Source organism: Roseateles chitinivorans (genome assembly GCF_002761755.1).
Classification (GTDB): domain Bacteria; phylum Pseudomonadota; class Gammaproteobacteria; order Burkholderiales; family Burkholderiaceae_C; genus Roseateles; species Roseateles chitinivorans.
Map to the genome: position 1 here is coordinate 81,821 of NZ_PEOG01000015.1, position 25,696 is coordinate 107,516.

The window sequence follows — 25,696 nt, forward strand, 5'->3', positions numbered from 1 at the left end:
AAAGTCTGCTGCGACCAACACGTTGTTGCTAGCGACGAACTGCGGCGGAGCGCGATGAACGGCGCCCGGGAGCAGGGTTTACCCGAAACGGCGAGGGCCCCTTACGGGGCCCTCGTCCGGGGGGCTCGGCCCCATTCAGGCGGGCACCAGTCCCCGTCCCTTGAGCATCGGCTCGACCCGCGCGTCGCGGCCGCGGAAGGCGCGGTAGGTCGCGCCCGGCTCGCGGCTGTTGCCCACCGACAGGATGTTGTCCAGCAGCGATCGGGCGACCGATCGGTCGAACGGATCGCCGGCCTCGACGAAGGCCTCGAAGGCATCGCAGTCCAGCACTTCCGCCCACAGGTAGACGTAATAGCCGGAGGCGTAATAGCTGCCCGAGAACAGATGCTGGAAATGCGTCAGCCGGTGATTCATGCCGATCGCCGGCGGCAGGCCCAGGCGCTCCAGCGTCTCGCGCTCGAAGGCGACCGGATCCGGCACCTCGGCCGCTTCCCGGGCGTGGATGGCCAGGTCCACCAGCGCCGACGCGCAGTAGCGCACCGTCTCGTAGCCCTGGTTGAAGGTGGCGGCGGCCTTGAGCCGCTCCAGCAGCGCATCGGGCAGCGGCTCGCCGGTCCGGTAGTGGCGCGCATGCTGCTTCAGCACCGCCGGCTCCGCCATCCAGTGCTCCATCAGCTGCGAGGGCAGCTCGACGAAGTCGCGCAGCACCTGCGTGCCGGACAGGCGCTCGAACTCGACGTCCGACAGCAGGCCGTGCAGGCCATGGCCGAACTCATGGAACAGCGTGCGCACGTCGTCGAAGGACAGCAGCGTCGGCTCGCCCGGCGCGCCCTTGGCGAAGTTGTTGTTGTTCAGGATGATCGGCAGCGCGTCGATGCCGTTGCGCGCCTGCCAGCGCAGCGCGTTCATCCAGGCACCGCTGCGCTTGGTCGGGCGCGCGAAGTTGTCCTGGATGAAGACGCCACGCAACGTGCCGTCCTCGCGCCGCACCTCATGGACCTTCACGTCCGGGTGATAACCGGCGACCTGCGGCTGCTCGACGAAGCGCAGGCCGTAGAGGCGCTCGGCGCAATCGAACATCGCGCGCACCATCGCATCCAGCGGGAAGTAGGGCTTGACCTCCGCCTCGTCGAGCTGGAAGCGCTGCTGGCGGACCTTCTCCGCATACCAACGCCAGTCCCAGGCCTCGATGGCCAGGTCATGACCGAGCTGCTCGCGCACCTGGTCGAGCATCGCCCGCTCGCGCGCGGCCGCGGCCTTGGCCGGCTCCCAGACCTGGTCCAGCAGCGCCTGCACGGCCGACTGGCGGCCCGCCATGGTGTCGGCGAGCGCATAGTCCGCGAAGCTGCGATGGCCATGCAGCACCGCCTGTTCATGCCGCAGCGCGAGCAGCTCCCGCACCAGCGTGCGGTTGTCGGTCTCGCCGGTCGCGTCGCCGCGGCCGACCCAGGCGCGCCAGGCCTGCTCGCGCAGGTCCCGCCGTTCGCTGAAGGTCAGGAAGGGCACGATCAGCGAGCGCGACAGCGTCACCACATGCACGCCCTCCTCCGCCTGCCCGCGGTCCAGCGCCGCCTGGCGCGCCGCGGCGCGCACGAAGTCCGGCAGGCCGGCCAGGCCGCGTTCGTCGCGCAGCACCAGCTGGTAGCTGCTCTCGTCGGCCAGCACGTTCTGCGCGAAGCGGGTGTTGAGCTCGGCCTGCCGCTCCATGTTGGCGGCGTAGCGGTCCCGGTCCGCACCCTGCAGCCGGGCCCCGGCGCGGACGAAGTCCAGATGCACGCGTTCCAGCAGCCGGAGCTGCTCCGGCGTCAGCGCCAGCGCGGCGCGCTGCTCATGCAGGGCCTCGACGCGGGCGAACAGCGCGGCGTTCAGGTAGATCGCATTGGTGTGCGCGGCCAGCGGCGCGGCCATGCGTCGCTGCACCGCCTGCAGCTCGGGCGAACTCGCCGAGGCGCTCAGCGTCGAGAACAGGTGTTCCAGCGCGGTCAGCGCGCGGCCGGCGCGGTCGAGCGCGGCAAGCGTGTTGTCGAAGGTCGGCGGCGCCGGCTGCGACGCGATCGCGTCGAGCTCGGCGCGGTGCGCGGCGAGCGCCGCATCGAAGGCCGGTTCGAAATGTCCGGCCTCGATCGCCTCGAAGGGCGGCAGGCCGTAGGGGCCGGTCCAGGTGGACAGCAGCGGATTGGCAGCAGGGGCGGCGCTCATCGTGTCTCCAGGGGCCATCAACAGGGCGCCGATTGTAGGAACGGCGCCGGACCGCGATCGGTGCCGGCGCCGTTCCCGAGGCGTCGAGAGGGGAACGCCTTACTTCTTGTTCATTTCCTTCTTGATGGCGATCTCGTCGGCCTCGTCGTAGGAGCGGTTGCCGCACTTGAGCTTCCACTCGTTGCGCTTGTCATTCAGGTCCTCGACGGCCTCGTTGAAGTCGTCGGCGACCTTCTGGTGGGCATCGACACGGGCGTTGAAGGCCTTGTTGACCTCGACGCGATCATTGCGCGACTTGTTGAAGGCGTCGATCTTGGGCTGCAGGGCGTTGGCGCGGGCCTGGTACTCCTCCTGCTTGGCCTTGAGCTGGTCCTTCTCCATCTTGGAAGCACCGGCCTCGATCTCGGCACCGAAGGCCTTGACCGACTCGATCTCGGCCTTCAGCGCGGTGCCCTGCGCCTGCATGTCCGACTCGAACTTGTCGGACTCGGCCTTGGCCGCCTTCAGCTCGTCGCGCTCCTTCAGAACGACGGCCTTCTTCTTGTCCAGCTCGGCCGCGGCGGCCTCGTTCTGCTGGTTGCTGACCATGCACGCGCGCAGCTCGTCGCGGGTCATCAGCTTGCCCTTGCCGCCCTTGGCGGCGGCCGGTGCCGCCGGCGTGGCGGGCTTGGTGCCGCTGGTTTGGGCGACGGCCAGACCGCAGGCCAGCAGCGCGGCGACGGCGAGGGAGGTGCGAAGAGTGTTCATGTCGTCTCTCAGGTCATTGCGCCGGGTAGGCGCTGTCTCGTCGGCACGGGCTCGCCGGTGGCACCAGGCGGCCCGCAGTCTCGTGGGGCGGCCGCAGCGGGCCGCCATGCGGGTCGGCATGATGCCACGACCGGGATAATGCGCCGCTTCAGATCGTTTCCGGCCCGCGTGCAGCCCGCACGCCGGGTCGTCCACCCCGCACCCCGGCCGCTTCGGGCGGCCCTTCGACCATGGCGCTCAAGGCCACCATCCACAAAGCCCAGCTGCAGCTCTCCGACATGGACCGCCACGTCTACGGCGAGCATTCCCTGACCGTCGCCCGCCACCCGTCGGAGACCGACGAACGCATGATGCTGCGCATCCTCGCCTACGCGCTGCACGTGCCCGCCGACGACCTGCGCGGCCGGCTCGAGTTCAGCAAGGGTCTGTCCGACGTCGACGAACCGCCGCTGTGGCAGCTGGACCTGACCGGCGAAGTGGTCCACTGGATCGAACTGGGCCAGCCGGACGAGCGCCGGTTGCGCCAGGCCCACGGACGCGCCGAGCGCGTCACCGTCATCGGCTACGCGTCCAGCACGCCGGTGTGGTGGAGCGGCATCCAGAACAAGCTGCAGCGCACGCCCCGGCTGGCCGTGTGGCAGATCCCGGCGGACCAGTCCCAGGCGCTGGCCGCCCTGGCCGAACGCGGCATGCAGTGGCAGGTCAACATCCAGGACGGGACGGCGTACGTCAGCACCGAGAAGGGCGCTGTGGAGATCACGCCGCAGCTGCTGAAGGAAGCCGAGCAGTGACTTGTGGGGTAAGGTGACAAGTCGCCCGCGCCGTTGATCAGGAGACCGTTGTGTCGCATTCCGAGCCGTCCGCATCCCTCGATCCCTCCACCGCCGGGGACGATCCGTTCCTCTGGCTCGAGGCGCTGGAAGGCGCCGAGGGCGAACGCGCGCTGGCCTGGGTGCGCGAGCGCAACGATGCGACGCTGGCCGCCCTGAAGGCCGAGCCCGAGTTCGAGCCGATCCGGGAAGAGCTGCTGCAGATCCTGAACGCGCGCGACCGCATCCCGCATGTGGCGCGTCGCGGCGACTGGTTCTACAACCTCTGGCAGGACGAGGCCCATCCGCGCGGCCTGTGGCGGCGCTGCACGCTGGAGGACTACCAGCTGGCCGAGCCGCCGTGGCGCCTGGTGCTGGACCTGGACGCGCTGGGCCGCGACGAGGGCCGCAGCTGGGTCTTCCACGGCGCGACGGCCCTGGCGCCGGATTACCGGCGCTGCCTGGTGTCGCTGTCCGACGGCGGCGCCGACGCCCACGAGCTGCGCGAGTTCGACCTCGAGGCGCTGCGCTTCATTCCCCCCGCCGAAGGCGGCTTCTTCGTGCCCGAGGCCAAGAGCGACGTCGAGTGGCTCGATGCCGACACCCTGCTGGTCGGCAGCGACTTCGGACCGGACTCGCTGACCGAATCCGGCTATCCGCGCCAGATCCGGCGCTGGGCGCGCGGCACGCCGCTGGACGCCGCGCCGGTGATCTTCGAAGGCGAGAAGGACGACGTCTCGGTGTCGGTGTCGGTCGATCGCACGCCGGGCTTCGAGCGCGTCGTGTTCAGCCGCGCGCTGGACTTCTACAACGAGTCGCGCTTCCTCTGGAAGAACGGCGAGTTCGTGGCCATCGACCTGCCCAGCGACATGAGCGTCCACCTGGAAGGTCCCTGGATGCTGCTGCGTCCGCGCACCGACTGGGCCATCCCGCATGGCCCCACCTATCCGGCGGGCTCCCTGCTGCTGATGGAGGAAGCCGCGTTCTGGAAGAACGAGCGTCACGACAAGCACCTGCGGGTGATGTTCTCGCCGACGGCGGGCCGCTCGCTGGAGGACTACACGCTCACCCACCACCACCTGCTGCTCAACGTCAGCGAGCATGTGGCCAGCCGGCTCGAGGAGTGGGACCTGTCGCACCGGCCGCCGATCCTGCGCCAGGTCAAGGCGCCCTTCCCCGGCACGCTCAGCGTGCAGAGCCTGCACGATCCGGAGCTGGCCGAGGACCGGCTCGGCGACCACTACCTGCTGCACTACTGCGACTTCCTGACGCCGGACATCGTCTGCCTGGCGCAGGCGGGCACCGACGCGCGCGAGACGCTCAAGCAGCGCGGCGCGCAGTTCGACGCGCATGGCATGACGGTGGAGCAGCGCTTCGCCACCAGCGCCGACGGCGAGAGCGTGCCCTACTTCGTCATCGGCAAGGCCGGTCGCGGCGCCGACACGCCGACGCTGCTCTACGGCTACGGCGGCTTCGAGGTGTCGCTGCAGCCCTGGTACTCGGGGGGCAACGGCCGGGCGTGGCTCGCGCGCGGCGGGCGGCTGGTGGTGGCCAACATCCGCGGCGGCGGCGAGTACGGCCCGCGCTGGCACCAGGCCGCCACGCTGGCCCACAAGCAGCGCAGCTTCGACGACTTCATCGCCGTGGCCGAGGACCTGGTCGCGCACGGACTGACGCGGCCGGCACGGCTCGGGATCATGGGCGGCAGCAACGGCGGGCTGCTGGTGGGCGCCTGCATGGTGCAGCGGCCCGAGCTCTTCGGTGCGGTCGTCTGCCAGGTGCCGCTGCTGGACATGAAGCGCTATCACCTGCTGCTGGCCGGCGCGTCGTGGGTGGCCGAGTACGGCGATCCCGACGAGCCCGAGGACTGGGCCCACATCGCCGCGTACAGCCCATACCAGCAACTCAAGGCCGGCGTGCAGTATCCGCGGGCGCTCTTCGCCACGTCGACGCGCGACGACCGCGTGCATCCGGGCCATGCGAGGAAAATGGCGGCCCGCATGCTTGCGTTGGGGCAAGCCTGCTTCTATTACGAAAACATCGAGGGCGGCCATGGCGGCGCTGCGGACAACCAGCAGCGCGCGCTGTTGCAAGCGCTCGAGTTCGCCTACTTGTGGCGGCAACTCGGCAGGGAGGCCAGTAGTGGAGACGCAGCGTGAATTTCGTCATCCAGCATCATCCCGACGCGAGATGCTTTCTTGCACAGCCGCAACCCGGACTGCAATGCCGGCTCGACTATGAGCGCCACGGCGAACAGCTGATCATCACCCACACCGGCGTGCCGGCGCAGTTGCGCGGGCAAGGCCTGGCCTCCCAACTGGTGGAGACGGCGGCGCGCTGGCTGGCAGAGTTCCCGTTGCAGCTGGTGCCGGGCTGCAGCTATGTCCGCCACTGGCTGCTGCGTCATCCACGCTGGCAGCGACTGTTGACGCCGGCACCGGCGCAGCGCGTGCTCAACGAATGGTTCGGCCCACCCGGCTCGGCGCTGGACGGGCAGATCCAGGTGAAGTGGTTCAAGAAGGATCCCGCCTTCGACGATGCGCTGCGCGAGCGCTTCGGCGCGCTCGTCGACCAGGCCCTCGCTGGCGGATGGCGCGAGTGGGACTCGACCGCCTGGGGCGCCCTGGCGCGCATCGTCTTGCTGGACCAGTTCACCCGCAACATCCATCGCGACACGCCGCGAGCCTTCGCCGGCGATGCGCTGGCGCTGGAGACCGCGCTGGCCCTGCGGCCGCGCGCGCAGGAACTCGGCACCCTGGAACGCTGGTTCGCCACGATGCCTTTGGAACACGCCGAGGACCTCGCGATGCAGGACCTCAGCGTGGCCACCTTCGAAGCCCTCACCCTCGAGGACCCACGGCTGGCGGACGCGCTGGAATACGCGCGGAAACACCGCGACGTCATCGCGCGCTTCGGTCGGTTTCCTCATCGCAATGACGTGCTCGGGCGGGCAAGCACCGAGGAAGAAATCCGGTTCCTGGAACAGCCGGGGTCACGGTTCTGACAGGTGCTCGGGCCGGGCCGGGGCAGGCGACTCGCGTCGTGCCTCGGCGCTCAACTCCCGCCGCTCGCCTGCGGCTCGCTTTGGTCAGACAGAACGCGCCCAGTCAGTCTGGACGGCACGACACGAGTCGCCTGCCCCGGCCCGGCCCTCGAAGGGGTGGGGTGCACCGCGGGGGGCGTGGGGCGATGGCGTCATTGGGATTCCTGTTCTTGCAGCAGGCGCCACATGACCTTGCCTGAGCCGGACTTGGGCAGGCTGTCGACGAACTGCACGATGCGCGGCGCCTTGTAGGCAGCCATGTGCTCGTGAGCCCAGTCGATGATGTCCTTGTCCGTCGTCTTGCCTCGGGCCTCCGCACGCAGCACGACCACGGCCTTGACCGTCTCGCCACGGTAGGCATCCTTGGCCGCAATGATGCACGCCTCCTGCACCGCCGGATGGCGGTACAGCAGCATCTCGACCTCCGAAGGCCACACCTTGTAGCCGCTCGCGTTGATCATCCGCTTGAGCCGGTCGGTGATGAAGAAATAGCCCTCGTCGTCCATGCGGCCAAGGTCTCCCGTGCGGAAGAAGCGCCTGCCGTCGAGCTCGACGAAGGCCGCGTCCGTCGCCTCCGGCTGCCGCCAGTAGCCCTGGAACACCATCGGGCCATGCGTGATGATCTCGCCCACTTCGCCGACAGGCAGCTCCTCCAGCGTCGTCGGATCGACGATGCGTGCGTCGACGCCAAAGATCGGAATGCCCAGGCATTGCAGCTTGGCGCGCTCGGGCGGGTTGCCATGGCTGGGCGCCGCCGTCTCCGTCAGGCCATAACCCTCGGCGAAGGTCAGGCCGAACTCCTCCTGCAGCCGCTCCGCCACCGCCTTGGGCATGGCCGCGCCACCACCGCTGAGGTAGCGCAGGCTGCGCAGGTCGAAGGACCTGTAGTTGGGGCTGGCGAAGAGGTCGATGATCATCGTCGGGATGCAGGTCCAGTGCGTGACCTGGTGGCGCGAGATCAGGCGCCCGCAGAGCTCCCGGTCCCAGCGCGGCATGATCACCAGCGTCATCCCGGTGAAGACCGGCCCGAGCACGCCATACAGCGTGCCGGTGATGTGGAACATCGGCACGACGGCCAGGCCCACCGATTCGGCGCTCGCGTAGCCCCACTGGCACCCGCCGCAGCTGTTGGCCATCAGCGTCGCGTTGGTGTGCATGCAGCCCTTGGGCAGGCCGGTGGTGCCCGAGGTGTAGGGCAGCATCGCCAGGTCGTCCGGGCCGGCGGTATGCGGTCCCGGCACATGGCCGGCGGCCAGCGCATCGCGCCAGTCGGTCGCGCCGGGCGGCAGCTCATGGACAGCGGTCAGCCAGGCGCGCATCGCCTCGGGCGCGTCGCAGGCCGGATCGGGGCCGGCGGGCGGCAGCATCTGCCAGTACTGGGTCACCAGCACGGCGCGGGGGCGCTGTGCCGCCGGCAGCTTCGCGGCCGCCTTGGCGACGATGCCTGACAGCTCGCCGCTGCAGATGACCACCCGGGTTTCCGGATCGGTCAGGTAATGGCCGAACTCATCCTCGCGGTTCATCGGGTTGACCGGCACCACCACCGCATCGGCGCGGTTGATCGCGTAGAAGGCGATCAGGTACTGCGGGCAGTTCTGCATGAAGAGCGCGACACGGTCGCCCTTGCCCACGCCCTGCGCGCGCAGCCAGCCGGCGAGCGCCTCGGCCTGCCGGCGCAGCTCGCGGTAGCTCAGCGTCGCGCCGAGGAACTGCGTGGCCGCCTTGTCCGGATACCGCGTCGCGGCGACCTCCAGGTTGAACCACAGCGAGGTCCGTGGAATCGCCAGTCGCCGGGGCAAGCGCGCCGGCCAGTGGCTGTACTGCACATCGGCGTTCTCGGGACGGGGGGTGACCACGCGCGTCATCGGGGCTGTCTCCTGTCTGTTGTTCCGGCGATCTTCAATCCACCGCGTCGCCGGCCTTGTCTCGACAGCGACATCGGGGCCGAGCGCCCACTGTGGCGGAAACCCGACTGGCCCCTGTTATCGGGGTGGTCCCGGACATGCTCCTCCCCGCGCCCCCGCGTAGCATGCGGGCTTTCACCAATGCCCGCGCGGCATCCGCCCTTCCCTCGAGGCGTCGATGCGTGGCCGGGTCGTGCCTGCTCCCGTTCATGCTGATCGTGCGACGTACCGCCCTTCAGGGCCTGCTGACCTGTGCCATGGCCCTGGGCGCCGGAGCCGCCCCGTCCGTCCGGGCGGCGCCGGTCGAGCCGCCCCTGGCGGCGCCCGTCGGACCGGTGGTGCTGACCGTCGGCGGCGCGCTGCGCAACACCAACCGCGACGGCCGCGCCGCCTTCGACATGGCGATGCTCGAGAAGCTGCCCCAGGTCAGCTTCAGCACGCAGACGCCCTGGTACCCCCAACCGCGCAGGTTCACCGGCCCGCTGCTGCGCGACGTGCTCGCCGCCGCCGGCGCGCAGGGGCGCACGATCGAGGCCCGCGCGCTCAACGACTACCGCGTCCAGATCCCGATGACCGACAGCCATCGCTATGACGTGATCGTCGCGCGGATGCTCGACGACCGGCCGATGGCGGTGCGCGACAAGGGGCCGCTCTTCCTGATCTATCCCTTCGACCAGGCACCGGAGCTGCGCAACAGCGTCTTCTACGGGCGCTCGGCCTGGCAGCTGACCCACCTGGAGCTGCGCTGACCATGCCGCGCGACGCCAACCGCACCGTGGCCGCCCGGCAGCGCCGCTGGCGCACCGGCATCGCCGCGATGGGCCTGCTGCTGGTGCTGACGCTCGCCGGCGTCGCATGGCTGCAGGCGCGCCAGTACGAGGCGCTGAACGGCACGCGGCGCTACCAGGACGATTACCTCGTCTGGAGCCTGTTCCAGTTCGAGACCGAGTACCTGAAGCTGCGCCTGGCGCTGGAGCAGGCAGCCGGGCCGAGCGTCGGCGTCGATCCGGACCAGGTGGCGCAGCGCTACGAGATCTTCGTCAGCCGGCTGAACCTGGTGGAGAGCGAGCATGCCGCGCAGGTGCTGGCCCATCACCCCGACTACCAGCGCACGGTGGCGCGCGCCCAGGACTTCGTGCGCTGGGCTGACGCATTGCCGCTCAACGGCGCGCTGATCCGCGAGCATCCACAGCGCATCCCCGAGATCGTTGCCCGCCTGGAACCGCTGGCCGATCCGATCCGCGACCTGTCGCTGACCTCGACCCACCACGTCGCCCAGGACGTCACCCGGCGCAACGAGATCATCCGCAACCAGAGCCGCGTCAGCCTCGGGCTGACGGCCGCGCTGTCGGCGATGACGCTGCTGTTCGCCGCAGTCATCTACCGCCAGTTCCGCGGCCTGGAGCGCTACGGCGACAAGCAGAAGGCCCTGGCCGCGCGGCTCAACGAGGCGCAGCGGGAGGCCGACGCCGCCAACCGCGCCAAGACGGTCTTCCTCGCCAACATGAGCCACGAGCTGCGCACGCCGCTGCAGGGACTGCTGGGCATGCTGGGGCTGATCAAGGAAGCGCCGCTGACCGCCGCGCAGCAGGACCAGCTCAAGGCCGCCAACGACTGCGCGCGCCACCTGCTGGCGGTGCTGGGCGACATCCTCGACGTGACGCGCATGGAGGCCGGCGGGCTGTCGATCGCGCCGGAGCCGCTGCAGCTCGGCGCGCTGGTGAAGGAACTGGAGGCGCTGAGCCGGCCGCAGGCGGCGGCCAAGCGACTGGCGCTGCACTTCGGCATCGACGACGACGTCCCCGGCTGGGTGCTGGCCGATCCGACGCGGCTGCGCCAGATCCTGCTGAACCTGCTGAGCAACGCGCTGAAGTTCTGCGACCGCGGCCAGGTGGGCTGCCAGCTGAGACGGGGCGTGGGGCCGCTGGGCGAGGACCTGCTGATGTTCGAGGTCAGCGACACCGGACCGGGTATCGACGCGGAGACGCAGGCCCGGCTGTTCCAGCGCTTCAGCCAGGGCGACGCGAGCACCTCGCGGCGCCACGGCGGCGCGGGGCTGGGACTGGAGATCTCGCGCCGGCTGGCCCGCGCGATGGGCGGCGACATCCATGTGCAAAGCGCGCCGGGCCAAGGGGCGCGCTTCACGCTGGCGCTGCCGCTGCGCGCGGGTGCCGACCAGCCGCCCTGCCGCATGGTGCCGGCCAGCGAGCCGGCTCCCCACCTTCCCGCGGCGATCGCCGCATCGACGCCATCGTTGGCGCCGTCGGCCACCGATGCGACGCCGACGGGGCTGCGCGTCCTCGTCAGCGAGGACAACCCGACCAACCGCATCGTCATCGAGGCGATGCTCGAGCGGCTCGGTCATCGGCCGACCCTGTGCGAGAACGGACTGCAGGCGCTGCACGCGCTGCGACAGCAGCCCTTCGACGTCGTGCTGATGGACCTGCACACGCCGCAGATGGACGGCTTCGAGGCCACCCGGCTGATGCGGGAGCTGCCGCCGCCGCGCGGGCGGCTGCCGATCATCGCGTTCTCGGCCGACGCGTTTGAGGAGTCGCGCCAGAAAGCCGACGACGCCGGCATCAGCGCCTTCCTGGCCAAGCCGGTCGAGCTCGAGACGCTGCGCGCCTGCCTGCAGTCGCTGGCGCCCTCGCCGGCCCGGCCGGAAGCGGCTTGAGCCTGGCGCGCCAGCCGCCGCGGTTCGATCCCGGGCGCCTCAAAGGCCATTAAAGTCCCTCTCCGCAACGGAGAGCCCCGTCCCATGTATCTGTCCCGCATCGCGCTGACCAATGTGCGCTCGATGGAGTCGCTGGCGATCGACTTCGGCATCAGCCCGGATGCGCCCGCCGGCACGAACCGGCGCTGGACGCTGCTGCTCGGCGAGAACGGCTGCGGCAAGAGCACGGTGCTGCGGGCGATCGGCCTGCTGCTGGCGGGCAGCGACGCGCTGCCGGAGTTGCTCGGCGACGCCGATGCCTGGATCCGCAACGGCACGCGGCAATGCCGCATCGCCGGCACGCTGGTGACGGCCAAGGGCGAGCCGCGCGAGATCGCGCTGGAACTGCACCGCGGCGATGGCCTGCGCGACGTCTTCGAGCGCAACGCGCGGACGCTGGATGCGCTGGACGCGGCGATCCGGCATGCCGACCGCAACTACTTCGTGCTGGGCTATGGCGTGTCGCGCCGCCCGCCCGAAGGCGGCAAGCGGCTGAGCGCGCCGCTGGACGACAGCGCACGCTCGTCGCGCGCGCGGGCGCTGGCCTCGATGTTCTCGCCCGACGCCTCGCTGGTCTCGCTGCAGCGCTGGGCGATGGACCTCGACTACCGGCGCGGCGCGAGCGCACTGGCGCCGATCCGCGCGGCGCTCAACCAGCTGATGCGGGGCATGAACTTCTCGCGCATCGACAAGGCCTCGGGCCAGCTGATGTTCCACACCGTCGACGGCGAGGTGCCGCTGAACCAGCTGTCCGACGGCTACCAGAACATGGCCGCCTGGTGCGGCGACCTGCTCTACCGCATCACCGAGGCCTTCCCCGATCGCAAGGACCCGCTCGCCACCCGCGGCGTGCTGCTGATCGACGAGCTCGACCTGCATCTGCACCCGGTCTGGCGCCGGCAGTTGGTCGACTTCCTGTCGGCGCTGCTGCCGCATTTCCAGTTCATCGCGACGACGCATTCGGCGCTGACCGCGCAGCAGAGTGGCGAGGGCGAGCTCTTCGTCATCCGCCGCGAAGGGCCGAAGCAGCGGCCGAAGCTGGTGCCCTTCGTCGGCGAGCCGCGCCTGATGGGCGTGCATCAGCTGCTGATGAGCCCGATGTTCGGCCTGGCATCGATGGACTCGGTGGTGGTCGAGCAGGCGCGCGACACGGCCCGCAAGCTGCAGGCGAAGTCGACGGGCAAGGGCAAGGCGCTGACCGCGCGCGAGCGCACGCAGTTGCAGCGCAGCACCGAGGTCCTGCGGGCCGCACCGGCGTGGGACGCGGTGCCCGCCTATGCGCGCCAGCAGGCGACGCTGCTGAGGGAACTCAAGGCGACGATCGCGAAGCAGGCGGCCCGGTCCGCGAAGCCCGCGGCGCCCGAGCCGGCGGCGAAGACGCGGGCACCGACGGCGAAGACCGCAAAAGTGACGAAGACGGCGAAGTCGACGAAGACCTCGAAGGCCGCGGCGCCAACGCCATCGGCCACCGCCGCGATGCCGGCGTCCGCGCCGGCGCTGTCGCCGGGCAAGCTCAAGGCCGCCGTGAAGCGCGTGGAGCGGTCCAAGTGATCCGCCTGCGGCGGCGACGCGACGCGGCGAGCCTGGGCGCCTTCACCGGCGTGAAGCTGCAGCAGCGGCTGCTCCGGCTCGAGGGCTATTTCTACGACGACGGCCGCCGAGTCGACTTCAAGCCGAAGTCGCGTCAGATCTGGTCGGCCGCGAAGCCGGCGCTGCGGCGCGAGACGGCCGGCAAGTGCGCCTACTGCGAGGCCGACACGGCGGTGGTCGCGCATGGCGACGTCGAGCACTTCCGGCCCAAGGACCCGTACTGGTGGCTGGCGTACTGCGTCGACAACTACACCTTCAGCTGCCAGGTGTGCAACCAGGTCCACAAGGGCAACCGCTTCCCGGTCACCGGCGCGCGGCTCAAGCCGCCGCGCATGCCGGCGGCGCGACCGGTCGATGCGGCCAAGGCGGCGGCGCTTGCCGAGCGCTTCTGCCCCGATCCCGCGTCCGCGACGGACGCCGCGCTGAAGCGGTTCTTCGCGGGCGAGCGTGCGCACCTGCCCGACCCCTACCTCGACGATCCGGAGCGGCTGTTTTCCTGGAATGCGATCGATGCGACGCAGGAGGTGTGGCTGATCGCCCGTGGCCGCTCCGCGAGGGCGAAAACCGCGGTGAAGGCGGCCGAGGAGGTGCTCGGCCTCAATCGCAGCGAGCTGCTGCGCCTGCGCTACCAGCGCTACGAGTTCCTCTACACCGCCGCGCTGGCTTTCCAGGAGATGGATCACGACGCGCCGAGCGCGGCGAAGGTGCTCGCGCAACTGCGCCGCCAGGCGGACGACGACCAGCCGTTCGCGGCGATGTCGCGGCACTTCCTCCGCACGTGGGGCTTGCTCGAGACTTGACCGACACCCCCGAAAGCACGTCGCGTCATCCCCTCCTCCGAGGGCCGGCTTCCGACTCGCGCCTAGCGGTCTTGCGGCGCAAACTCTGCAGGTCCCAGCAGCGCCGTCGTGCGACCTCTCATGTGCAATTCAGCATCAAGCAGGAAGAAGGGCCCGGGCCTTGCCCAGTCACCGCCCAGGACTTCCCTGCACAAGCCTGCCCCTCAAGTCGAGGTCATTGACCGCCATGGACCTCCGGCCCAGCATTCGACCCTTCCCATCAAAGTCGCTGTACTGGAGACCAACGTGGACCGACTGCAGATCGAGATGAATGAACTCAAGACAGAGTTCCGGGAATTCCGCAAGGAGATGCGCGCGGAGATCATGGCCATCCGCACGCATGACTTCCGCCTTCTGTTCGGCGCCATCATCACGGTGGCGATCGGCGTGGCGGCATTGATGGCGAAAGGATTCCACTGGATCTGATCGAGCCGGCGAGCCCTTGGGGCAGGCCGGCTCAGACCACCACCGGCTCGGGCTCCAGCCGGATGCCGAAGCGGCCGTAGACGCTCTCCTGGATCGCCCGCGCCAGCGTGACGACCTCGGCGCCGCGGGCTTCGCCACGATTCACCAGGACCAGCGCCTGCTTCTCGTAGACGGCCGCGCCGCCGACGCTCTTGCCCTTCCATCCGCAGGCATCGATCAGCCAGCCGGCGGCCAGCTTGAAGCTGCCGTCGGGCATCGGGTAATGCACGATATGCGGGTCGCGGGTGATGATGTCGCGGCATTGCTCCGCGCTCACCACCGGGTTCTTGAAGAAGCTGCCCGCATTGCCGATGCGCGCCGGATCCGGCAGCTTGGCGCGCCGGATCTCGCAGATCCAGTCGAACACCTGCTTCGCGTCCGGCGCGGAGATGCCGGTCTCGGCCATCTTGCGCTCGATGTCCAGGTAGCCCAATTGAGGCTGCCACGGCTTGGGACAGCGCAGCCGCACCTTGGTGATCACGCTCTTGCCGGCCAGACCGCCGTAGCCGGTCTGCTTGAACACGCTGTCCCGGTAGCCGAAGCGGCACACCTCGGCCGGCAAGGTGACGCGCCGGCCGGTCGTCAGGTCCACGACATCCACGTTCTCGAGCCGATCCTTCAGCTCGACGCCGTAGGCGCCGATGTTCTGGACCGGCGCCGCGCCGACGGTGCCGGGGATCAGCGCGAGGTTCTCCAGGCCCGGCACGCCCAGCGCCAGCGAGCCCGCGACCGCCTCGTGCCAGGCCACGCCGGCACCGGCCTCGACGATCCAGCAGTCGTCGCGTTCCTCGACACGCAGGCCCGGGATCTCCATCTTCAGCACGACCGCGTCCACATCCCGCGTCAGCACCAGGTTCGAGCCGCCGCCGAGCACGAACTTCGGCGCGCGGCCGAGTTCGGGGTGATCGACGACGCGGCGCACGTCCAGCTCCTCGCGGATGCGCACCAGCCGGCGCGCCGTCGCCGGCAGGCCGAAGGTGTTGTAGGGCTTGAGGTTGACGTCGGTCTCGATGACGACGCCCTCGCGTCGCTCGGTCGAGGGGGGGATGGCGGGAGACTGCATGGCTAGAATTCTCGCCCATATCCCCCGAAGGCCCGATCCGGGCCTTCGCTCCTTTGAAAGAGATGTACGCACATGCCCAGCTTTGACACCGTCCTCGAGCCCGACATGGTGAAGGTCCGCAACAGCGTGGACGCCAGCGCCAAGGAAATCGCCACCCGCTTCGACTTCAAGGGCACCAGCGCCGCCATCGAATGGAAGGACAAGGAGAAGGAAGTCCACGCCACCGGCGACGCCGAGTTCCAGCTCGAGCAGATCGAGGCGGTGCTCTATTCGAAGCTGACCAAGCAGGGCGTGGTGCTCGGCTTCGTCGACAAGCAGGACAAGATCGAGAAGCTCGGCGGCGATCGGGTCAAGCAGGTCTACAAGATCAAGAACGGCCTGGAAGCGGCCGAAGCCAAGAAGGTCGTGGCCGCGATCAAGGAGAGCAAGCTCAAGGTGCAGGCGCAGATCGAGGGCGACATCGTGCGCATCACCGGCAAGTCGCTCGACGACCTGCAGGCCGCGCAGGGCGCGCTGCGCAAGGCACTGCCCGACCTGCCGCTGAGCTTCGACAACTACCGCAAGTGAGCCGGGCCGGGTCCGCCCCGGCCTGAGCCTCGCGCCGGAGCACGACCAGGCGCCCTGCCCGCTCCCGCGCACCGACGGCCCCAGGCCGCGGCTGGATGACAACACATCGGGGGGACGAGATGAGCACTCTTGGCAGGCCGGGCAGCCCCGGCTGGCGCGGTCCCGCGGCCGCCGCGTTGCTGGCGCTGTGCGCCGCGTCGGCGCAGGCGGACAGCGTCAAGGCCGCGCGCTATTACGAGGACGCGCTCAAGCGCTTCGAGCGCCAGGACATCGACGGCGCCGTCATCCAGCTGAAGAATGCACTGCAGCAGGACGCCCGCATGCTCTCCGTCCACGTGCTGCTGGGCAAGGCGCTGCTGATGCGCAGCGAGGCCGCGGCCGCCGAGGTGGAATTCAACGAGGCCCTCTCCCAGGGCATCAACCGCGCCGAGGTCGCCGTGCCGCTGGCGCAGGCGCTGGTCGCCCAGGGCAAGCAGCCCGAGGTCTTCAAGCTGCCGGCCCTGGTGCCGGACGGCCTGCCGGATCCCGTCCGCAAGGCTCTGCTGCTGGTGCGCGCCGCGGCGGCCTCGGACCTGGGCGAGCCCTCGCGCGCCCAGGCGCAGATCGACCTGGCCCGCGCGATCCCGCCCGACAACGCCGATACCTGGCTGGCCGAGGTGCCGCTGCGCCTGCGGGCGCGGCAGTTCGACCTGGCCAACACCGCGGCGGAGCAGGCGCTGCGCCTGGCGCCGGGCAACGGCGAGGCGCTGTACCAGAAGGCCACCGTGCCGCACGTGCAGGGCCGGCTGCAGGAGGCGCTCAAGGGCTACGAGCGGGCGATCGCCGCCGACCCTCGCCATCTGGAGGCGCAGTTGGCCCGCGCCGGCCTGCTGATCGATCTGGGCCGCGACGCGGACGCGCTGGCTCAGGCGCAGTCCGCGCTGAAGCTGGCGCCAAGCGAGCCGCGCGCGCTCTACCTGACCGCCGTGCTGGCGGAGCGCCGCGGCGACGCCGCCAGCGCCCGCACCGCGCTCAAGGCCGTCACCGAGGAACTGGACCCGGTACCGATCGAGTTCATCCGCTACCGCCCGCAGGCGCTGATGCTCAACGGGCTGGCGCACTTCGGCCTGGGCGAGATGGAGAAGGCCAAGCCCTACCTGGAGTACGCGCAGCGCCAGACGCCCAACAGCCCGCTGTCCAAGCTGCTGGCGCAGGTCTATGTGGCGGAGCCCAATCTCGACCGGGCCGCGGACGTCCTGGACACCTACCTGCGCGCCTATCCGGGCGATGGCCAGGCGCTGGTGATGATGGCCACGCTGCAGATGGCGCAGGGCCGTCATGCCCGCGCCACCGCGCTGATGCAGGAGGCGCTCAAGGCCAAGGACGCGCCGGAGTTCCGCACCGCGCTGGGCCTGTCGCTGCTGCGTGGCGGCCAGTCCGGCGACGCGATCGGGGAACTGGAGAAGGCCTTCCAGCGCGACCCGCGCCAGACCTATGCCGGCATGGCGCTGGTGTCGCTGTACCTGCGCGCCGGGCAGACCGCCAAGGCCGTCGCGATCGCGGACCGGCTGGTCAGGCAGGAGCCCGCCAATCCGACCGCCTGGGTCCAGCTTGGCGTGGCGCGCCGCTCGGCCAACAACCTGCCGGGTGCGCGCGAGGCCTACCAGAAGGCGCTCCAGCTCGATCCCCAACTGGCCGAAGCCCAGCTCGGCCTGACGCGGGTGGACATCGCCGAGCGCAAGTTCGACGCGGCGCAGGCGCGCCTGGCCGCGATGCTCAAGGCCGACGAGAAGAATGCCGACGCGCTCTACGAGATGGCGCTGCTCAGCGAGGCCCGTGGCCAGGCCGCCGAGGTGCAGCGCTGGCTGACCAAGGCGACCGACGTCAGCACCTCGCGCAACACGCGGGCGGACCAGGCCCTGATCGCCTGGCTGCTCAAGCAGGACCAGGCGGGCGCCGCGCTCGAGGCCGCCAAGCGACTGCTCGGCAAGGCGCCGGATGATCCGCAGACCTTGATCGCCTATGCGCGGGCGCAGCTGGCCAACCGCGATGCCAACGGCGCCCGGGCCACGCTGACCAGCGCGGCGCGGCGTTCCGGATTCGGCGCCGATCCGCTGGCCCAGATCGCCGCGCTGCAGCTGGACGCGCGCGACCCGGCGGGCGCCGCCTACAGCCTGGACAAGGCGCTGCAGACCGCACCGCAGCATGTGGGCGCGCTGGCGCTGTCCTCGACCGTGGCGCTGCAGCAAGGCAATCCCGCGCTGGCGGAGAAGCAGGCGCGGCAGGTGATTCAACTGCGACCGCAACTGGCCCTGGGCTACACGCTGCTGGCTGACGTGGCGCAGGCGCGGCGCCAGCCGGCCCAGGCGCTGGACGCGCTGCGCAAGGCCCACGAGTTGCAACCCACCAGCGGCAGCCTGCTCGCGCTGATGCGGGCGCTGGGACAGCAGGACGGCAACGGCAAGACGGCGCAAGACCTGGCCGAGCGCTGGCTGAAAACCCATCCGTCCGATCTGGCGGCCTGGAAGGCCCTGGGCGACGCGCAGGCCCGCGCGGGAAGCTTTCCGGCGGCACGCCGCAGCTACGAGACGGCGCTCAAGCTTCGGCCGAACGAAGTGGAGACGCTCAACAACCTGGCCAGCGTGATGATCCGCCAGGGCGAGGCGGCGGCGGCCGCGGCGACGGCCGAGCAGGCGCTGTCGCTCGATCCCCGCAACGTGGCCGTCATCGACACCGCCGGCTGGGCCTACCACCTCGCCGGCAATCCGGACCGTGCCCTGCAGCTCCTGCGCGACGCGCGGCTGCGGGAGCCGGGCAACCCGGAGATCCGCTATCACCTGGCCGCCGCCCTGGCCAAGGCCGGCCGGAAGGCGGAGGCGAAGGAGGAACTCGACGTCGCGCTGCGCAGCACCGCCTTCGACAGTCACAAGGAGGCGCTGGCCTTGAGCCAGACCTTGCGCTGAGCTGCCGGAGCCCCGCTGGTGAGGGGTGCCGGTGCCTGTCAGAAAAACTTACAGTCCCGCTCCAAGGAACGACCGCTTCACGCTCAAGTGCTTGTGTCGTAAGGAAATCATGTCCTTGGCCCGGAGCTTGCTGATACGGGCCCGAACGAATCAGATGCTCCGACCGGGTCGGGGAGACCGAGGGGAAACCATGCGAAAAGTTCAACAACGCCTGATGGGCCTGGCCGTGGTGGCGCTGGCGTCACTGCTGCCGCTCAGCGCGCATGCGCTTTCGACCTGGACGGCCAGCAGCTGCGTCACCAACTGCAGCGAGACTGGCGATGCCGCGCCCAACGTCAGCTACTCCGCCTACTCCGCGTCGATCAACACCTCGGGCGGCGCCTACTCGAGCACCAACGGCTTCGCGCAGAGCACGCTGGCCTACTACAGCGGCGGCGGCTTCGGCGTGGTGGCCCCGAGCGGGGATGCGCAATCGCCCAACCACGCGCTGGACAACTACGGCTACCAGGACCTGATCCTGCTGAAGTTCGACGCCGCCGTGAACCTGACCCAGGTGAAGCTGGGCTGGTGGCAGTACGACAGCGACATCACCGTGCTGGCCTACACCGGCCTGACCGCGGGGGTCAACGTCGGCAACACGATCGCGGGCAAGACGGCGGCGACGCTGAAGTCGGCCAATGGCTGGTCGCTGGTCAACAGCTACGCGGATGTCGGCACTGCCGCCAACGCGACGGTCAACCTGAACACCAACGTCAGCTCCAGCTGGTGGATCATCACCGCCTACAACTCGCAGCTGGGCGGCGCGCCGACCGGCGGCGACGGCTCCACCAGCGGCCTGACCCGCGGCACCGGCACGAGCTACTCCGGTTATGACTTCGTCAAGCTGTTCTCCGTCGCCGGCAACAAGTCCGGCAGCGGAGGCGGCACGGGCGGCAACGTGCCGGAACCCGCCTCCCTCGCCCTGGCCTCGGTGGCCCTGCTCGGCCTGGTGAGCGTGCGCCGCCGCAAGCAATCCCAACGCTGAGCCTCCCTGCTCCGCGAAAGGCGACCCGATGGGTCGCCTTTCTTTTTTTTCGAGGGCCCTCAAGGCAAAACGCCCGATGCAGGCATCGGGCGTTGTCGTTGCTCGGGCCGACGCCCGGACCGTCGCAGTCCAGGCGTCTTCCGGTGCCGCTCAGCTGCGCGCAGCGCGCTTGCGGTCGTTTTCCGACAGGTGGCGCTTGCGCAGGCGCACCGACTTCGGCGTGATCTCGACCAGCTCGTCGTCCTCGATGAACTCGACGCCGTACTCGAGCGTCAGCTCGATCGGGGGCGTGATCTTGATCGCGTCTTCCTTGCCGCTGACGCGGAAGTTGGTCAGCTGCTTGGTGCGGGTGGCGTTGACCACCAGGTCGTTGTCGCGGCTGTGGATGCCGACGATCATGCCTTCATAGACCGGATCGTTCGGCTTCACGAACATGCGGCCGCGGTCGTCCAGCTTGCCTAGCGCGTAGGTGAAGATCTCGCCCGCGTCCATCGAGATCAGCACGCCGTTCTTGCGGCCGGCGATCTCGCCCTTGTGCGGCTCGTAGCCGTCGAAGATGTTGGAGATCAGGCCCGAACCGCGCGTCAGGTTCAGGAACTCGTTCGAGAAACCGATCAGGCCGCGGGCCGGGATCCGGTACTCGAGGCGCACCCGGCCACGGCCGTCCGGCTCCATGTTGACCAGCTCGCCCTTGCGCTCGCCCAGCGCCTGCATCACGCCGCCCTGGTGGGTTTCCTCGACGTCGGCGGTGACCAACTCGATCGGCTCGCACTTCTCGCCGTTGATCTCCTGGAAGACGACGCGCGGCTTGGACACGGCCAGCTCGTAGCCCTCGCGGCGCATGTTCTCCAGCAGGATGGTCAGGTGCAGTTCGCCGCGACCGGACACCTCGAAGATGCCGTCCTCGTCGGTTTCCTTCACTCGCAGCGCGACGTTGTGCTGCAGTTCCTTCTGCAGGCGGTCCCAGATCTGGCGGCTGGTGACGAACTTGCCTTCACGGCCGGCCAGCGGCGAGGTGTTGACGCAGAAGTTCATCGTCAGCGTCGGCTCGTCGACCTTGAGCATCGGCAGCGGAGCCGGATTGGTCGGGCTGGTGACGGTCACGCCGATGCCGATTTCCTCGATGCCGTTGATCAGCACGATGTCGCCGGGGCCGGCTTCATTCGTCTGCATGCGGTCCAGGCCCTGGAAGGTCAGCACCTGGTTGACGCGGCCCTTGGTGACCTTGCCGTCCGGACCTTCCATCACGACCACGTCCATGGCCGGCTTGAGCGTGCCCTGGCTGATGCGGCCCACGCCGATGCGGCCGACGAAGGTCGAGAAGTCCAGCGCCGAGATCTGCAGCTGCAGCGGGGCGGCCGGGTCGCCGCTCTGCGGCGGCACATGCTTCAGGATGGTGTCGAACAGGGCGGACATGTCCTCGCCCCACTTGCCGCCGGGCTCGCCCTCCTCCAGCGAGGACCAGCCGTTGATGCCCGAGGCGTACACGACCGGGAAGTCCAGCTGCTCGTCGGTGGCGCCGAGCTTGTCGAACAGGTCGAAGGCGGCGTTGATGACCGCGTCCGGCTTGGCGCCCGGCTTGTCGACCTTGTTCACGACGACGATCGGCTTGAGGCCCAGGGCCAGCGCCTTCTTCGTCACGAAGCGGGTCTGCGGCATCGGGCCTTCCTGCGCGTCGATCAGCAGCACCACGCCGTCGACCATCGACAGCGCGCGCTCGACTTCACCGCCGAAGTCCGCGTGTCCCGGGGTGTCGACGATGTTGATGTGGGTGCCCTTCCAGCTCACCGCGCAGTTCTTGGCCAGGATGGTGATGCCGCGCTCGCGTTCGATGGCGTTGTTGTCCATCACCGTGTCGACGACCTTCTCGTGCTCGGCGAAGGTGCCGCTCTGGCGAAGGAGCTGGTCCACCATGGTGGTCTTGCCATGGTCGACGTGGGCGATGATGGCGATGTTGCGGATTTGCTTGCTCATGGGGCGGCTTTCGCTTGGAGGGCTTTCTCGGATTTGGAGGAAGTCGGGAACTCGGGGATGTCTCGGGTCTTGTCGGGGCGATGCCGGCTCAGGCGGCCTGCATCAGCATGGAAGCGATCTCGGTGGGGCTCAGCAGCCGGTCGGCGATCAGCTCGCCGCCGGCCACATGGGCGCTGCCCAGGAAGGCGCGCGGCATCTGGCCGTACACCCGCACCTGCGGCAGGTCGCCGAGCGCCACCCGCCGGCGCATGCCGGACAGGAAGCGGCCGGCTTCGTCGTTGCTGAGCTCGACCTCGGGCCATTCGCCCAGCAGGCTGTCCGGGGCCGTCAGCTGCGCCAGACGGCCGGCATCGTCCATCGCCTCTAGCTGCTCCAGCGTCACCGCCTGGTCGATCGAGACCGGACCGCTGGCGGTGCGGCGCAGGCCGGCCAGATGGGCGCCACAGCCCAGCTTCGCGCCGATGTCCTCGCCCAACGTGCGGATGTAGGTGCCCTTGGTGCAGCGCACGTCGATCACGAGCAGCAGCTCGTCAGGCTGCCAGTCGACGATGTCCAGCGCGTGAATCGTCACGTTGCGCGGCTGGCGCTCGACGGTCACGCCCTCGCGGGCCAGCTCGTAGAGCGCACGGCCCTGGTGCTTGAGCGCCGAGTACATCGGCGGCAGCTGGGAGATCGCGCCCTTGAAGGCTTCGCAGGCGGCGCGGATCGCGTCCAGGTCCAGCGTTCGCGCGATGGCGTCGCGCTGCTCCAGGATCTCGCCCTCGCCGTCGCCGGTGGTCGTTGTGATGCCCAGCCGCAGCGTCGCGCGGTAGCCCTTGTCGGCCTCCAACGAGACCTGGCTGAACTTGGTCGCCGCGCCGAAGGTCAGCGGCAGCAGTCCGGTCGCCAGCGGATCCAGCGTGCCGGTGTGACCGGCCTTCTCGGCGCGCAGGAGGCGCTTGACCTTCTGCAATGCGTCATTGCTGGTCAGGCCGAGGGGCTTGTCCAGCATCAGCACGCCATGCACGGCGCGCTTCACGATCTTGGGGCGGGGGGCTACTGCGCTCATCACGGTGCGACGCCCCTCGCGGGGCGCCGTCTGTCGGTCTCGGAGGACGCTCAGTCCTCGGTGGTCTCGTCGTCCTTGGCTCGGTCGGAATTCGCCTTGGCGATCAGGGCGCTCATCTCGGCGGCGCGTTCGGTCGTGCGGTCGAAGTGGAAATGCAGGCTCGGCACGGTGTGGATCTGCAGGCGCTTGAACAGGCCGTTGCGGAGGAAGCCCGCCGCCTCGTTCAAGGCCTCGCCGGTGGCCTTCTGGTCGCCGACCAGCAGCGAATAGAACACCTTGGCGTGCGCATAGTCGGGCGTGACCTCGACCGCGCTGATCGTCACCATGCCGATGCGCGGGTCCTTCAACTCGCGGATCAGCTCGGCCAGGTCGCGCTGGATCTGGTCCGCCACGCGCAGACCGCGGTTGGGGATCGATCGCTTGTGACGCATGGCTCTTTCCTCACTCTCTCAAACAACAAAGCCCGGCGGGGGTGACCCGCCGGGCGTGGAGCGGCGGCAGGCTGGGTTACAGCGTGCGCGCCACTTCCTTGATTTCGAAGACTTCCAGCTGGTCGCCTTCCTTGATGTCGCTGTAGTTCTTCAGCTTGATACCGCACTCGAAGCCCTCGCGGACTTCCTTGACGTCGTCCTTCAGGCGCTTGAGCGACTCGATCTCGCCGGTGTAGACCACGACGTTGTCGCGCAGCAGGCGGAAGCGCGCATTGCGCGTCACGTGGCCGCTGGTGATCATCGAGCCGGCGATGGTGCCGATCTTGGTCGCCACGAACACGGTGCGGATCTCGGCGGTACCGATGATCTCCTCGCGCTGCTCCGGTGCCAGCATGCCGGCCATCGCCGCCTTCACCTCATCCACCGCGTCGTAGATGATGTTGTAGTAGCGCAGGTCGACGTCGTTGTGCTCGGCCACCTTGCGCGCGCCGGCATCGGCCCGCACGTTGAAGCCGATCACGACGGCCTTGGAGGCGATCGCCAGGTTGATGTCGGACTCGCTGATCGCGCCGACCGCCGCGTGGACGATCTGCACCTTGACCTCGTCGGTCGACAGCTTGAGCAGCGAGGACGCCAGCGCTTCCTGCGAACCCTGCACGTCGGCCTTGATGATCAGCGGCAGCGTCTGCACGTCGCCGGCGGTCATGTCGGCGAACATGTTCTCCAGCTTCGCGGCCTGCTGGCGCGCCAGCTTGACGTCGCGGTACTTGCCGGCGCGGAAGGTCGCGATTTCACGGGCGCGGCGCTCGTCGGCCAGCACCATGAACTCGTCGCCCGCCTGCGGGACTTCGGTCAGGCCCTGGATCTCGACCGGGATCGACGGACCGGCTTCGGTCGCCGGCTTGCCGTCCTCGTCCAGCATGGCGCGGACACGACCGTAGGTCGAGCCGGCCAGCACCACGTCGCCACGCTTGAGCGTGCCCGACTGCACCAGCACCGTCGCGACCGGGCCGCGGCCCTTGTCCAGCTTGGCTTCGATGACCAGGCCCTTGGCCAGCGAATCCTTCGCCGCCTTCAGTTCCAGCACTTCGGCCTGCAGCAGCACCTGCTCCAGCAGATCGTCGATGCCCTGGCCGGTCTTGGCCGACACCGGGACGAACGGGGACTCGCCGCCGAATTCCTCGGGCACGACCTCTTCCGCCACCAGCTCGCTCTTGACGCGCTCCGGGTTGGCATCGGGCTTGTCGATCTTGTTCATCGCCACCACGATCGGCACGCCAGCGGCCTTCGCGTGGTGGATGGCTTCCTTGGTCTGCGGCATGACGCCGTCATCGGCGGCCACGACCAGGATGACGATGTCGGTCGCCTTGGCGCCGCGGGCCCGCATGGCCGTGAAGGCCTCGTGACCCGGGGTGTCCAGGAAGGTGACCATGCCGCGCGGCGTGTCGACGTGATAGGCGCCGATGTGCTGCGTGATGCCGCCGGCTTCGCCTGCCGCCACGCGGGCGCGGCGGATGCTGTCCAGCAGCGAGGTCTTGCCGTGGTCGACGTGACCCATGACGGTGACGACCGGCGCGCGGGGCAGCAGTTCGTGCTGGCCTTCGGCGGCGGCGCCCTCTTCCTCGAGGAACGCATCCGGATCGTCCAGCTTGGCGGCGAACGCCTTGTGGCCCATTTCCTCGACCACGATCATGGCCGTTTCCTGGTCCAGCTGCTGGTTGATGGTGACCATCTGGCCCAGCTTCATCAGCTGCTTGATGACCTCGGACGCCTTCACCGACATCTTGTGCGCCAGGTCGGCGACCGAGATGGTCTCGGGGATGTGGACTTCCTGGACGACCGGCTCATTCGGCGCCTGGAAGTTGGACATCGTCGCGCCGCGATCGTCGCGGCCGCCACGGCGACCCGCCGGGCCACGGCCCGGCGCGCGCCAGCCGGCGCCACCACCCGGACGCGCACCGGCGCCCGCGTCGCGGCCGCCCGGCTTGCCCGGCGTGCCGCGCTTCTTGTCGTCGGCCCAGCTGGAAGACAGCTTCTCCGACTTGACCGACTTCTTGTCGCCCGGCTTCGCGCCGGCGCCCGCGGCAGCGGTCGTGCCGGTGGCGCCCGGGGCACCGCCCGGCTTCTTGTGGATCGTGCCCTTGATGCCGGCCGGAGCGGCCTCGGGCTTGGGCTCTTCCTTCTTCGCGACCAGCACCTTCTTGGGCGCGTTCATCATCGCGCGGATGGCGGCGGCCTCGGCCTCGGCGGCCTTGCGGCGACGCTCGAGCTCGGCCTGGCGCGCCTTCTCGTCGGCGGCGACATCGGCGGCCTTGACCACGCGCAGCACGGGCTT

General features: G+C 69.6%; 19 protein-coding genes. 11 read left to right on the plus strand and 8 right to left on the minus strand.

Annotated features, from left to right (window positions below; all coding sequences use genetic code 11):
- Window positions 1-135: 135 nt before the first annotated feature.
- Both CS062_RS07325 and CS062_RS07330 read right to left on the minus strand, forming a co-directional pair.
- Window positions 136-2,199, minus strand: coding sequence for a M3 family metallopeptidase (locus tag CS062_RS07325; protein ID WP_099860821.1), 2,064 nt, complete (start codon window positions 2,197-2,199; stop codon window positions 136-138).
- Between the two features lie 99 nt (window positions 2,200-2,298).
- The gene (locus CS062_RS07330) at window positions 2,299-2,946 is read right to left on the minus strand and encodes a hypothetical protein (RefSeq protein WP_099860822.1); all 648 of its coding nucleotides are present in this window, start codon (window positions 2,944-2,946) and stop codon (window positions 2,299-2,301) included.
- A gap of 230 nt (window positions 2,947-3,176) precedes the next feature.
- Here CS062_RS07330 and CS062_RS07335 point away from each other — a divergent pair, with 230 nt between their 5' ends.
- From CS062_RS07335 to CS062_RS07345, 3 genes are read left to right on the plus strand one after another with little or no spacing between them, the layout of a single operon-like run.
- A complete protein-coding gene (locus CS062_RS07335) occupies window positions 3,177-3,737 on the plus strand; it encodes a YaeQ family protein (RefSeq protein WP_099860824.1) in 561 nt (186 codons plus the stop codon).
- Window positions 3,738-3,787: 50 nt separating this feature from the next.
- Window positions 3,788-5,914 carry a prolyl oligopeptidase family serine peptidase gene (locus CS062_RS07340; protein WP_099860826.1) on the plus strand — a complete coding sequence of 709 codons (2,127 nt, stop codon included), beginning with the start codon at window positions 3,788-3,790 and terminating at the stop codon, window positions 5,912-5,914.
- Window positions 5,911-6,759 (plus strand): DUF924 family protein, encoded by an 849-nt coding sequence (locus tag CS062_RS07345; RefSeq protein ID WP_158238698.1) that lies wholly within the window; start codon window positions 5,911-5,913, stop codon window positions 6,757-6,759. Before CS062_RS07340 ends, CS062_RS07345 begins: the two co-directional genes overlap by 4 nt.
- Before the next feature lie 191 nt (window positions 6,760-6,950).
- Here the strand turns inward: CS062_RS07345 and CS062_RS07350 are convergent, their stop codons facing one another.
- Window positions 6,951-8,663, minus strand: coding sequence for a long-chain fatty acid--CoA ligase (locus tag CS062_RS07350; protein WP_099860827.1), 1,713 nt, complete (start codon window positions 8,661-8,663; stop codon window positions 6,951-6,953).
- A gap of 248 nt (window positions 8,664-8,911) precedes the next feature.
- On the opposite strand from CS062_RS07350, the gene CS062_RS07355 reads away from it, so the two are divergent.
- From CS062_RS07355 to CS062_RS07375, 5 genes are all read left to right on the plus strand, one after another.
- A complete protein-coding gene (locus CS062_RS07355; protein WP_233217960.1) occupies window positions 8,912-9,451 on the plus strand; it encodes a putative pterin-binding protein in 540 nt (179 codons plus the stop codon).
- A 2-nt stretch (window positions 9,452-9,453) separates the two neighbouring features.
- Window positions 9,454-11,379: an ATP-binding protein gene (locus CS062_RS07360; RefSeq protein ID WP_099860829.1), complete on the plus strand. Its 1,926-nt coding sequence runs from the start codon at window positions 9,454-9,456 to the stop codon at window positions 11,377-11,379.
- A gap of 84 nt (window positions 11,380-11,463) precedes the next feature.
- Complete coding sequence (locus CS062_RS07365; protein WP_099860830.1) at window positions 11,464-12,969, plus strand: AAA family ATPase; 1,506 nt, start codon at window positions 11,464-11,466, stop codon at window positions 12,967-12,969.
- Window positions 12,966-13,808, plus strand: a complete 843-nt coding sequence (locus tag CS062_RS07370; RefSeq protein ID WP_099860832.1) for an HNH endonuclease family protein — start codon at window positions 12,966-12,968, stop codon at window positions 13,806-13,808. The genes CS062_RS07365 and CS062_RS07370 overlap by 4 nt, the downstream gene beginning before the upstream one ends.
- 285 nt (window positions 13,809-14,093) lie before the next feature.
- Entirely contained in the window at window positions 14,094-14,273 is a 180-nt protein-coding gene (locus CS062_RS07375) for a hypothetical protein (RefSeq protein WP_099860834.1), read from the plus strand.
- Between the two features lie 31 nt (window positions 14,274-14,304).
- On the opposite strand, the gene murB is transcribed toward CS062_RS07375, so the two are convergent.
- Window positions 14,305-15,375 (minus strand): UDP-N-acetylmuramate dehydrogenase, encoded by a 1,071-nt coding sequence (murB, locus tag CS062_RS07380; protein WP_099860836.1) that lies wholly within the window; start codon window positions 15,373-15,375, stop codon window positions 14,305-14,307.
- Window positions 15,376-15,447: 72 nt separating this feature from the next.
- Between murB and CS062_RS07385 the strand changes: the two genes are divergently transcribed.
- The 3 genes from CS062_RS07385 to xdp1 all read left to right on the plus strand — a co-directional run bounded on the left by CS062_RS07385 (window position 15,448) and on the right by xdp1 (window position 19,908).
- On the plus strand, window positions 15,448-15,942 hold the full coding sequence (locus tag CS062_RS07385) for a YajQ family cyclic di-GMP-binding protein (RefSeq protein ID WP_091732977.1): 495 nt from the start codon (window positions 15,448-15,450) through the stop codon (window positions 15,940-15,942).
- Between the two features lie 119 nt (window positions 15,943-16,061).
- Window positions 16,062-18,884 carry an XrtA/PEP-CTERM system TPR-repeat protein PrsT gene (gene prsT, locus CS062_RS07390; protein WP_158238699.1) on the plus strand — a complete coding sequence of 941 codons (2,823 nt, stop codon included), beginning with the start codon at window positions 16,062-16,064 and terminating at the stop codon, window positions 18,882-18,884.
- A 190-nt stretch (window positions 18,885-19,074) separates the two neighbouring features.
- Complete coding sequence (xdp1, locus tag CS062_RS07395) at window positions 19,075-19,908, plus strand: exosortase-dependent surface protein XDP1 (RefSeq protein ID WP_158238700.1); 834 nt, start codon at window positions 19,075-19,077, stop codon at window positions 19,906-19,908.
- A gap of 150 nt (window positions 19,909-20,058) precedes the next feature.
- Here xdp1 and typA read toward each other — a convergent pair whose 3' ends face one another.
- From typA to infB, 4 genes are all read right to left on the minus strand, one after another.
- Window positions 20,059-21,882 (minus strand): translational GTPase TypA, encoded by a 1,824-nt coding sequence (typA, locus tag CS062_RS07400; protein ID WP_099860841.1) that lies wholly within the window; start codon window positions 21,880-21,882, stop codon window positions 20,059-20,061.
- A gap of 88 nt (window positions 21,883-21,970) precedes the next feature.
- Window positions 21,971-22,930: a tRNA pseudouridine(55) synthase TruB gene (truB, locus tag CS062_RS07405; protein ID WP_099860843.1), complete on the minus strand. Its 960-nt coding sequence runs from the start codon at window positions 22,928-22,930 to the stop codon at window positions 21,971-21,973.
- A gap of 50 nt (window positions 22,931-22,980) precedes the next feature.
- Window positions 22,981-23,361, minus strand: a complete 381-nt coding sequence (rbfA, locus tag CS062_RS07410) for a 30S ribosome-binding factor RbfA (RefSeq protein ID WP_091732959.1) — start codon at window positions 23,359-23,361, stop codon at window positions 22,981-22,983.
- Between the two features lie 76 nt (window positions 23,362-23,437).
- Window positions 23,438-25,696 (minus strand): translation initiation factor IF-2 (gene infB, locus CS062_RS07415; protein ID WP_099860859.1); only part of this gene is annotated, 2,259 nt, incomplete at its 5' end.